This is a genomic window from Cellulomonas biazotea (assembly GCF_004306155.1).
GTDB classification, from domain to species: Bacteria; Actinomycetota; Actinomycetes; order Actinomycetales; family Cellulomonadaceae; genus Cellulomonas; species Cellulomonas biazotea.
Window position 1 is genome coordinate 25,205 of the sequence record NZ_BIMR01000239.1, and the last position, 10,098, is coordinate 35,302.

The window sequence follows — 10,098 nt, forward strand, 5'->3', positions numbered from 1 at the left end:
ACACGCGTCGAGGTCGGCGACGAACCCGCGCCGCGCCGCTAGCGTCACGTGCGTGCCCAGTCCTTCTGCTGCCCGCCCGCGCGCGCGGGCGACGGCGTCCCTCGTGCTCCTGCCCGCCCTGCTGCTGGCGGCGTGCACCGGACCGGGCACCCCGTCTGCCTCGCCCTCGTCGTCGACGGGGACCGCGACGGCGTCGCCGAGCGCCACCCCGAGCGCGACCACCGCGTCGCCGACGGTCGCGCCGCCGGCACCGACCGAGCCCGCGGCCACCGTCGCACCAGCGCCGGACGCGACGGCGCCCGCACCGGGTGCCACGACCGTCGACGTCGTCGTGACGTTCGCCGGGTGGAGCACCCTCACGTCCGCGATCGAGGTCGGCGGGTACGCCGCGACCGTCGAGACCGGCGGCACCTGCGAGCTCGCGCTGACCGGACCGTCGGGGGCGACCGCGACGGCGACCGCGGCGACCAACGCCGACGCGACCACGACCGCGTGCGAGCTCCTCTCCGTCCCCGCCTCCTCGCTGCGCGGCGGGACCTGGACCGGAACGCTCACCTACCGCTCCGCCCGGTCGATCGGAACGGCGACCGTCTCCCCCATCGAGGTGCCCTGATGACCCAGCGCCGACGCCCTCGGCTCTCCTCCGTGCTCGGCCGCGCCACCGCGCTCCTGGTCCTGCTCGGCACCGTGCTCGCCGGCGGCGCGCTGCCCGCCCAGGCGGCCGACCTCTCCGGGTTCAACCCCGGCCTCATCATCAGCGACGCCAACTTCACCAACTCGTCCGCCATGTCCGCGGCCGACGTCCAGGCGTTCCTCGACGCGCGCGGCCAGGCCTGCCGACCGGGCGACGACGGCTCCCTGTGCCTCAAGGACGCCCGGTTCGACACCCCGTCGCGGGCCGCGGACGACCGCTGCACGCAGCCGTACAACGGCACGGGCAACGAGTCGGTCGCGCAGATCATCACGAAGGTCGCCGTGTCCTGCGGGATCAGCCCGCGCGTGCTGCTCGTCATGCTGCAGAAGGAGCAGGGGCTCGTCACGGCCACCCGCAACGGTCTGACGCAGGGCCGCTACCGCATCGCGATGGGCTTCGGCTGCCCCGACACCGCGGCGTGCGACACCCGCTACTACGGCTTCTTCAACCAGGTCTACCAGGCGTCGTGGCAGCTGAAGAACTACGCCCTCAACCCGACGCGGTACGCGCACCGGGCGGGCGTCGTCAACCAGGTGCGGTTCCACCCCAACGCGTCGTGCGGCTCCAGCCCGGTCCTCATCCAGAACCAGGCGACCGCGAGCCTCTACAACTACACGCCCTACCAGCCGAACGCCGCGGCCCTCGCCGCCGGCTACGGCACGGGTGACGCGTGCTCGTCGTACGGGAACCGCAACTTCTACTCGTACTACGCGGACTGGTTCGGCTTCCCCAACGGCCTGCCGCCCATCGGCGTCGTCGACGCGGCGACCGGCACCAACACGGGCTCCACGACGGGGATCCAGGTGTCCGGCTGGTCGCTCGACCCCGACACGTCCGAGTCGAACCAGGTGCACCTCTACCTCGACGGCGCGGGCACGGCGGTCGTGGCGAACCAGTCGCGGCCCGACGTCGCGGCCGCCTACGGCCGGGGCGACAAGCACGGCTTCTCGCAGTTCCTCGCGGCCACCCCCGGCGCGCACAGCCTGTGCACGTTCGGCATCAGCGTCGGACCGGGCGAGAACTCGCTGCTCGACTGCCGCACGGTCGTCGTGCCCGACAGCGCGCCGATCGGCGGGATCACGTCGGTCACGACGACGACCTCGGGCGTCACCATCACGGGCTGGACGCTCGACCCCGACACGTGGGAGTCCAACCAGGCGCACATCTACATCGACGGCGTCGGCGTCGCGGTGCAGGCCGACCAGTCCCGGCCCGACATCGCGGCGGCCTACGGTCGCGGCGACCGGCACGGCTTCTCCCACACCCGGGCGCTGTCGCCCGGTGCGCACTCGGTGTGCGTGTTCGGGATCAACACCGCGGCCGGCGCCAACACGCTGATCGACTGCCGCACCGTCAACGTCGCGGACTCCGTCCCGATCGGCGTGATCGACGCGGTCACCGCGACGGCGACCGGCGTGACGATCTCCGGCTGGGCGCTCGACCCCGACACGACCGACCCGAACCAGGTGCACATCTACATCGACGGCGTCGGCGTCGCGCTCTGGGCGGACCAGTCCCGTCCCGACGTGAACGCGGCGTACGGGCGCGGCGACCGCCACGGCTACTCGCACACGCGGAACCTCGGCCCCGGCCCGCACTCGGTCTGCGTGTACAGCATCAACACGGGTCCGGGCGACAACGCGGTCCTCGGCTGCCGGTCGTTCACCGTCGCGGACGCACCGCCCGTCGGCGCGATCACTAACGTCGCGGTGACCAGCAGCGGCGTGACCGTGTCCGGCTGGACGCTCGACCCCGACTCGGCCGACCGCATCCAGGCGCACGTCTACATCGACGGCGTCGGCGCGGCGATCTGGGCCGACCAGCCCTCGCCGGGTCGCACCGACAGCCACGGGTTCTCGCACGCGCGGAACCTCGGCCCGGGAGCGCACTCGGTCTGCGTCTACGGCATCAGCGCGAACGGCGGCGACAACACGCTGCTCGGCTGCCGCAGCTTCACGGTCGCGGACCAGGCGCCGATCGGCGTGATCGACTCCGTCACCGTCGACGCCGGCCAGGTCACGGTCTCCGGCTGGACGATGGACCCCGACACGACCGAGCCCAACCAGGCGCACCTCTACATCGACGGGGTCGGCGCCGCGATCTGGGCCGACCTGTCCCGCCCCGACGTCGCCGCGGTCTACGGCAACGGCGACCGTCACGGGTACGCGCACACCCGCCCGATCACGTCGGGTGCGCACTCGGTGTGCGTCTACGGCATCACCTCCGGAGCGGGCGACAACACGCTCCTGGGGTGCCGCGCCTTCACGGCCCCCTGACGTCGGGCGGCGTCGCCCGCCGCCACGCAGCACGAAGGCCCCCGGCCGAGCGGATCGTCGCTCGGCCGGGGGCCTTCGTGCTGAGGTGCTGCCGGCGGGCGCGGGGCCTAGCCGCGGCGCGTGACCCGTCGGATGCGGCCCGACGCGCGGCGCGCGACCTCGCGGACGCCGCCGGCCTCCAGGTACTGCTTGAACAGCCGCAGGTCCCCGCCGATCGAGATCGGCGGGGGCGGGGGGAGCCGCAGCGCGTCGTGCGCGGGCGCACCGACGGTCGACAGCGCGAGGTCGGCGGCACGCCGCGGGGAGCGGCAGAACTCGACGAGCGGGCCGAGCACGCGCGACCAGCGGTACGCCTCCGAGAACTCCCGGACGCGCGAGCGCGCCTCGGCGATCGCCTCCTCGTCGTAGAGCATCTCCTCGAGGGCGTCGACGAGACCGTCGATGTCCTCGGGCTCGACGGCGCGGCCCAGGCCGCGGTCGCGGATGAGCTCGCCGAACGTGTCCCCGCCCGTCGCGACGATCGGCAGCGTGCACCACAGGTAGTCGAGGATCCGGGTCCGGAAGCTGAACGCCGTCTCGATGTGGTGGAAGTGCGTCGAGACGCCGACGTCGGCGTCGAGCAGGTAGTCGGCCCGCTCCTCGTACGGCACCCAGCTGTCGTTGAAGAAGACGTGCTTGCCCGTGAGGCCGAGCTCGTCCGCGAGCTGGCGCGAGTCCCACGCGATGCGCATGTCCGGCACCCCGGGGTTCGGGTGCTTGGTGCCGAGGAAGAACAGGCGGACCTCGGGGTGGGCGACACGCAGCCGGTCGACCGCACGGATCAGCGTCAGCGGGTCGAACCAGTTGTAGATCCCGCCGCCCCAGAGGATGACCTTGTCGTCCGGGCCGATGCCGTCGATCGTGCCCTTGATGCCGTGACGCTTCTGCACGGGCGGCTCGTCGGCGATGCCGAACGGGACGACGGTCAGCAGCGAGTCGAGCGTCTCGTCCTCGTCGTACACGGCCGGGTTGATGCGGCCCTGGCCGGCGAGCTGGCCGAGCCAGAAGTCGCGCTGCTTCTCGGACGCGCAGAGCATGAGGTCGGCGCGGGCGATCTGCTCGTTCAGCGCGCGCGTCGTCTCCCGGACCGCCATGGCGCGGCCGCCGGGGCCGAGGTCACGGGCCTGCTCGAGCTGCTCGAGGTGCATCGGGTCGTAGATGTCGGCGACCACGATCTTCGTGCTGGTCTTCAGCCACGGCGCGGCCTCCAGCAGGAAGCCCTGGAAGATGATGACGTCGGCCCACTCGGTCGCGTCCACGAGCGACTTGCCGTGCACGTACTCGACGGCGAACGCGTCGTTCTCGACGGACGCGCCCGAGGTCGACGCGAGCCGGACCTCGTGGTCGGGCGCCAGCGCGCGCGCGATCTCCCACGCGCGGATCGCCGGACCGGCCATGCGGGCCTTGAGCGGCTCCCCCGTGACGACGAGGATCCGCTGCCGCGACCGGAAGTGGCTCGTGACGCCGAACGCCTCGACGAGCACGCGGTGCGCCTCGAGGTAGCTGTCGATCGCGTACGCGGGCTCCATGGCCTCGCGGAACAGCGGCAGCAGCTCCCGGTCGGTGCGGCGGCGGCGCGACTGCAGGGCGCGACGGCTCGCGGCGAGTGTCTCGAGCTGGTCGACGAAGTAGTCGATCGCGTACGGGCCGGTGAGGCTCATCTTCGGCAGCTCGAGCGTGCCGACGTCGTCGTTGCCGGGCGAGCGCTGCAGGTCGAGCGACGAGGTGTCGACGTCGGCGCGCGCGAACGACCGGCGCACCGCGAGCGCCATCGCGGCGGGCAGCGCCCGGGCCAGCGACTCGTCGTCGAGGTTCTTGTACATCGACATCAGCGCGTTGCGCTCGAGCAGGTAGCTCTCGCGGAAGTTGCCGAACTTCTTCATCGTCACGTGGTGCTTGTGGTACGCGACCGACTCGGGCACGTACCGGAACCGGTAGCCGAGCAGGTTGAGCCGCCAGCCGAGGTCGACGTCCTCGTAGAACATGAAGAAGCGCTCGTCGAACCCGCCGACCTCGCGGTACAGCTCGGTCGGCATGAACATCGCGGCGCCCGTGCCGAACAGCACGTCCTTCGCGACGTCCCACTCCCCCGTGTCGGGGCGCTCGACCTCACGCTTGTAGCCCATGCCGTACCAGGTGAGCGAGCCGTCGACGTAGTCGATGTTCTCGCCCTCCCAGTCGAGGACCTTGCTGGCGACGGCGCCGATCGTCGGGTCGCCCGCGAGCGTCTCCACCGCGGCACGGATCCAGCCGGTGCCGGGCCGGGCGTCGTTGTTGAGGAAGCCCACGTACTCGCCGGTCGCGGCCTTGACGCCCGCGTTGCAGCCGCCCGCGAAGCCCGTGTTGGAGCCCGCCTGGATGACGACCGCGTGCGGCACGGCCGCCCGGATCTTCTCGACGCTGCCGTCACCGGAGTCGTTGTCGACGACGACGAGCTCGAGCTGCTCGCGCGGCCAGTCGACGTCGTCGAACGAGCGGAGCGCGACGATCGTGTCGTCCGCTCCCTTGTAGTTCACGAGGACGATCGACACGACCCCCGGACGGACGGTCGGCTGCGAACGGTCCTGCTTCATGCGTCTCCCTTGATCGGCGACCACGTCGCCCCCATCGCCACGATGCCGCCGGACTCCCGCGGCTCACCCGCCTCCACGTCGAACCGGCTGAGGTGCCGACGCAGGTCGTACGTGTGCTGGGTGGTCCAGTCGACGGCCGAGGCCGTCACGTCGAAGGTGCCCGGCTGCAGCGGGAGCCGGGGAACCGTGCAGTCGATGAAGCCGTCGCCGGCGACGCTCGGGATGTCCATGCCGCCGTCACGGGTGTGGTACGCCCAGACGTAGGTGCCCTCGATGGTCTCGACGGCCAGGCCGAACACCGGTCGCTCGACGGTCTCGTGCGCACGGTAGTGGACGCGGATCGTCAGCGCCTCGCCGGTGCGGAACGACGAGACGGCCTCGTCGGTGCCGTCGAGCAGCTCGACGCGCTCGACGGTGATCTCGCCCGAGCCGTGCCGCCCCGACTCGTGGCCCGACTCCTCGACGGGCCGGTCGGCGTGCGTCTTGTCGATGTAGTCGTCGACGAGCTCGGTCGCGGGACCGGCGCCGACGAGCTTGCCGTGGTCGAGCCACGCGACGTGGTCGCACATCGTGCGCATCGTGCCCATGGCGTGGCTCACGAGGACGACCGTCTTGCCCGCGGCGCGGAAGTCCGCGAACTTCTCCATGCACTTCGCCTGGAAAGCCGCGTCGCCGACGGCGAGGACCTCGTCGACGAGCAGGATGTCGGGGTCGACGTTGATCGCCACCGAGAACCCGAGTCGGACGTACATGCCCGACGAGTAGTTCTTGACGGGCTGGTCGATGAACTGCTCGATGCCGGCGAAGTCGACGATCTCGTCGAACCGCGACTCGATCTCCTTCTTGCCGAGACCGAGGATCGACCCGTTGAGGTAGACGTTCTCGCGGCCGGTGAGCTCCGGGTGGAAGCCCGACCCGAGCTCGAGCAGTGCGGCGATCGAGCCGTTCACGCGGACGCTGCCCGTGTCGGGCACGAGGATCCGGGCGAGGCACTTGAGCAGCGTCGACTTGCCGGAGCCGTTCTCGCCGATGAGGCCGTACGTGGACCCCTCGGGGATCTCGAAGCCGACGTCGCGCAGCGCCCAGAACTCGTCGTACTTGGCCCGCCGGCCGCGCATGAGCGACGCCTTGAGGGACTGGTTGCGCTCCTTGTACATCCGGAAGCGCTTGGAGACGTCGACGACCTCGATCGCGGTGCTCACAGCTCCTCCGCCATGCGGGGCTCGAACTTCTTGAACACGAACCACCCGACGACGAGCACGACGACCGCGGAGCCGCCGCACCAGAGCATGTCGACGGTCGACGGCATGGTCTCCTCGTAGAGCACGGAGCGGAACGCCTGCGTGAAGTGCAGCATCGGGTTGAGCTCCCACAGCGTCGTGAGGGGGAACGACAGGTCCCACTGCGCGAGCCACGCGTTGAGCGACTCCTGCGCGCGGACCACGTACGAGAACGGGTAGATGATCGGCGTCGCGTACATCCAGATCTGCAGCAGGATCGCGACGAAGTGCTCGGTGTCGCGGAAGTACACGTTCGCGACCGCGAGCATGAGCGCGAAGCCGAGCGCCATGGCCGTGAGCAGCGCCAGCAGCACGAGCACCATCGGCAGCCACGGGAGCACCATCTGCCCGAACAGCATGAGCGCGACCATGAGGACGCCGAGCTCGATCGCGGTCGTGACGTCGAGCGCGAACACCGACGACGCGACCAGCACCTCGCGGGGGAAGAACACCTTCTTCACGAGGTTCGAGTTCGCGACGATCGAGCCGAGACCCGTCTGCAGCGACGCCGCGAAGAAGCTCCACGGCACGAGCGCGCACATGAGCCACAGCGCGAAGACGTGCAGGCCGGTCCGCGACGGCTCGATCTCGACGCGCATGAAGTACCCGAAGACGACGGTGTAGATGAGCATCGTCGCGATGGGGTTGATGAGCGACCAGAGGTTGCCGAGCGCGGTGCGCTTGTACCGGCCCTTCACCTCGCGCAAGGTGAGGTTGGCGAGCAGCTCGCGCGTGCGGACGTTGGTGAGGTCGGCGATCATGCGGTGGTCACGACCTCTTCCTGGCCTGCGTCACCACGCCGGGCGCACGCGCGCACGACGACGGTCGGAGGATGGGGCATGGGTCGATAGTAGGTGACTCGCCCGGTCCCGATGACGGGACGATCGGGACCTATCGCCGCCGCCCACCCTTCATCAGCCCGTACACGCGGCGCGGCGCGGCGAGCGTGCGCCACGTCACCGTGGACTGCACGGCGTGCAGCTGCTGCTCGGCGTCGCCCGCCCGGTGCTGCGCGGCCTCGAGGTCCCGCGCGGCACGCTCCGCACGCGCCTGCGCCTGCGCGGACTGCTCCCGGGCCTCCCGGAGCTCGCCCTCGAGCTCCTCCAGCCGCGTGCGCATGGTCTGCAGGTCGCCGTCGGCGTCGGCACGCACCGCCCGCACGACGAACTGGTAGGTCTGCCCGTCCGGCTGCTCGCGCACCCAGTCGATCACGCCCGGCGGCAGGGCGGGCCAGTCGACGTCCACCTCGACGCCCAGCGGGTCCGCCGTCGTGGGACGCACGTCGGTCGCGACGAGGCCGGCGCCCTCGATGAGCGCGAGCAGCCCGCGCCTGTCGAAGAACCGCACGTGGGTCCGGTCGAGCAGGCCGAGGTCGGTGTAGCGCCAGCGGCCCTGCAGCAGCGCGAGGCGCAGGCTGCCGTGCGTGACGTTCGGCGTCGAGATGACCACTGAGCCGCCCGGCGCGAGCAGGCCCACCACGTGCCGCAGCAGCCGGTCGGGGTCGACCATGTGCTCGAGCACGTCACCGAGGACCACGACGTCGAACGACCCGGCCCCGAAGTGGGCGACCAGGTCGACGTCGACCAGGTCCGCGACGAGCACCTCGTCGAACAGCTTCGCCGCGCGGCCCGCGGCCTCGGCGTCGATCTCGACCCCGCTGACCCGGCAGCCGCGCGCGATCAGCGCCTCGCCGAGGTAGCCGGTCGCGCAGCCCACGTCGAGCACCCGCTTGTCGGGTCCGACGAGACGCACCATCAGGCTGTGGGAGTTGTTGTCCGACTCGGCGTCGAAGTCGGCGTCGTACGTTGGCATGTCCGCCTTCCCAGGGTGGAGGTGGCCGCCCGATGGACTCGCGCGGGGCGGGACCCCCAGACCCGCGCGAACAGGATGAGGCGTGGGCGGCCGGGAGCACAAGCGGGCGCGGTCGCCACCGTCGTGCGCTGCGCCATCCGTGAGAGCATCGCGCGGTGCGCATCACGCTCGACGCTACGCCTCTTCTCGGCCGACGGACCGGCATCGGGCGGTACGTCGAGCAGCTGCTCGCGGCGCTGGCCCGGCGCAGCGGGCCCGACGGGCTCGACCTGCGGGCGTCCACGTGGACGTGGCGCGGCGCCGGGCTGAGCGACCTGCCCGCCGGGGTCCGCCCCGTGGGACGGCGCGTGCCCGCGCGGCTCGTGCGCGAGCTGTGGACGCGGGGCGACCTGCCCGTCGTCGAGACGCTGGTGGGCCCGACCGACGTCTTCCACGGCACGAACTTCGTCTCCCCGCCGACGCGGCGTGCCCGCGAGGTCGTGACGGTGCACGACCTCACGTACGTCGAGCACCCCGAGACCGTCGACGCGGCCACGCTCGCCTACGAGAGGCTCGTCGCCCGTGCGGTGGCCCGCGGGGCGACGGTCCTCACGCCGTCGCAGACCGTCGCGGAGGCCGTGCGCGCCCGCTACGACCTGCCCGCCGACGCCGTCGTGCCGACGCCGCTCGGGGTCGACGCCGCCTGGTTCGACGCGTCGCCCGCGACGCCGGCGTGGCTCCAGGAGCGGGACCTGCCCGCCGAGTACCTCGTCTTCGTCGGCTCGCTCGACCCGCGCAAGAACCTGGGCCGGCTCCTCGCGGCGCACCGGCAGGCGCGGCTCGCGGACCCGTCCGTGCCCGCTCTCGTGCTCGCCGGCCCGGCCGGACGCGCGACGCCGGAGGGGGTCGGGCCGGACGTCCACCTCACGGGCTGGCTCACGGACGAGGACCTGCACCGGCTCGTCGGCGGCGCGCGCGGGCTCGTCCTGCCGTCCCTCGACGAGGGCTTCGGGCTGCCGGTCGTCGAGGCCGCGGCGACCGGCGTCCCCGTGCTCGCCTCCGACCTGCCCGTCCTGCACGAGGTGGCCGCGCCCGACTCGGTCTTCGCCGCCCCGGACGACGTCGACGCCCTCGCCGGCGGGCTCGTCCGCCTGGCCGGGCTCGACCGCACGACCGCGGCGGACGCCGCGCGGCGGACGTGGGCCGGACGGTTCACCTGGGACGCGTGCGCCGCGGCGACGCTGGCCGCGTACCGGACGGAGCGGTCGTGAGCGCAGGCACCGGTCCGGCCGCGCCGGACCCGGACGTCGACGGCCCGGACGTCACCGTCGTCACCGTGACCTACGACGCCGCCCACCTGGTGCGCGCGTGCCTCGACGGGCTGCGGGCCCAGCGGCTCGACGACGTGACGATGTCCGTGGTCGTCGTCGACAACGGCTCGCGCG

Annotated in this window: 7 protein-coding genes; 3 read left to right on the forward strand and 4 right to left on the reverse strand. The window is 72.1% G+C overall.

Going from position 1 to position 10,098, the window contains the following annotated elements; all coding sequences use genetic code 11:
• Nucleotides 1–52 precede the first annotated feature (52 nt).
• The gene (locus CBZ_RS14980; RefSeq protein WP_130782313.1) at nt 53–613 is read left to right on the forward strand and encodes a hypothetical protein; all 561 of its coding nucleotides are present in this window, start codon (nt 53–55) and stop codon (nt 611–613) included.
• Nucleotides 613–2,970, forward strand: a complete 2,358-nt coding sequence (locus CBZ_RS21375) for a LasA N-terminal domain-containing protein (RefSeq protein WP_174768683.1) — start codon at nt 613–615, stop codon at nt 2,968–2,970. The genes CBZ_RS14980 and CBZ_RS21375 overlap by 1 nt, the downstream gene beginning before the upstream one ends.
• Nucleotides 2,971–3,077: 107 nt before the next feature.
• Here CBZ_RS21375 and CBZ_RS14990 read toward each other — a convergent pair whose 3' ends face one another.
• The 4 genes from CBZ_RS14990 to CBZ_RS15005 all read right to left on the reverse strand — a co-directional run bounded on the left by CBZ_RS14990 (nt 3,078) and on the right by CBZ_RS15005 (nt 8,674).
• Nucleotides 3,078–5,582 carry a glycosyltransferase gene (locus tag CBZ_RS14990; RefSeq protein ID WP_130782314.1) on the reverse strand — a complete coding sequence of 835 codons (2,505 nt, stop codon included), beginning with the start codon at nt 5,580–5,582 and terminating at the stop codon, nt 3,078–3,080.
• The gene (locus CBZ_RS14995) at nt 5,579–6,784 is read right to left on the reverse strand and encodes an ABC transporter ATP-binding protein (protein WP_218022786.1); all 1,206 of its coding nucleotides are present in this window, start codon (nt 6,782–6,784) and stop codon (nt 5,579–5,581) included. The genes CBZ_RS14990 and CBZ_RS14995 overlap by 4 nt, the downstream gene beginning before the upstream one ends.
• Nucleotides 6,781–7,623, reverse strand: a complete 843-nt coding sequence (locus tag CBZ_RS15000) for an ABC transporter permease (RefSeq protein ID WP_130782315.1) — start codon at nt 7,621–7,623, stop codon at nt 6,781–6,783. The genes CBZ_RS14995 and CBZ_RS15000 overlap by 4 nt, the downstream gene beginning before the upstream one ends.
• 130 nt (nt 7,624–7,753) lie before the next feature.
• Nucleotides 7,754–8,674 (reverse strand): class I SAM-dependent methyltransferase, encoded by a 921-nt coding sequence (locus CBZ_RS15005; RefSeq protein WP_130782316.1) that lies wholly within the window; start codon nt 8,672–8,674, stop codon nt 7,754–7,756.
• Nucleotides 8,675–8,829: 155 nt separating this feature from the next.
• Between CBZ_RS15005 and CBZ_RS15010 the strand changes: the two genes are divergently transcribed.
• Nucleotides 8,830–9,924 carry a glycosyltransferase family 4 protein gene (locus CBZ_RS15010; RefSeq protein WP_130782317.1) on the forward strand — a complete coding sequence of 365 codons (1,095 nt, stop codon included), beginning with the start codon at nt 8,830–8,832 and terminating at the stop codon, nt 9,922–9,924.
• The last annotated feature ends 174 nt before the right edge of the window (nt 9,925–10,098 follow it).

What these genes read in the sequence shown, in the direction of transcription:
- CBZ_RS15005 (WP_130782316.1), bottom strand. Translation starts at nt 8,674, where the DNA reads ATGCCAACGTACGACGCCGACTTCGACGCCGAGTCGGACAACAACTCC.
- CBZ_RS14990 (WP_130782314.1), bottom strand. Translation starts at nt 5,582, where the DNA reads ATGAAGCAGGACCGTTCGCAGCCGACCGTCCGTCCGGGGGTCGTGTCG.
- CBZ_RS15000 (WP_130782315.1), bottom strand. Translation starts at nt 7,623, where the DNA reads ATGATCGCCGACCTCACCAACGTCCGCACGCGCGAGCTGCTCGCCAAC.
- CBZ_RS21375 (WP_174768683.1), top strand. Translation starts at nt 613, where the DNA reads ATGACCCAGCGCCGACGCCCTCGGCTCTCCTCCGTGCTCGGCCGCGCC.